The 255-nt window shown below is 36.1% G+C and carries 1 protein-coding gene; it reads left to right on the top strand.

Annotated elements, in window-relative coordinates; translation table 11 throughout:
• A partial coding sequence (locus ACQ3F0_RS26940; protein WP_428868883.1) for a thiamine pyrophosphate-dependent enzyme occupies nt 1–255 on the top strand: 255 nt, incomplete at both ends.

Raw genomic sequence — 255 nt, 5'->3', positions numbered from 1 at the left:
ATTCAAAATTCATCGCATTTGGTGGAGATGGTGGAACATATGATATAGGATTCCAATCATTATCAGGAGCAATGGAACGTGGACATGATATGGTTTATGTTTGTTATGATAATGGAGCATACATGAATACAGGTATCCAACGTTCATCAGCAACACCAAGATTTGCAGATACAACAACAACACCAGCAGGAACAGAATCTGATGGTAAAAAACAATATAGAAAAGATTTAGGACAAATAATAGCTGCTCACCATA

Origin of the sequence: Clostridium sediminicola, assembly GCF_050402865.1 — a bacterium.
Taxonomy (GTDB): Bacteria; Bacillota; Clostridia; order Clostridiales; family Clostridiaceae; genus Clostridium_AF; species Clostridium_AF sediminicola.
Note: the sequence above shows the minus strand (reverse complement) of the source record. Positions and strands in the feature narration are given on the sequence as shown.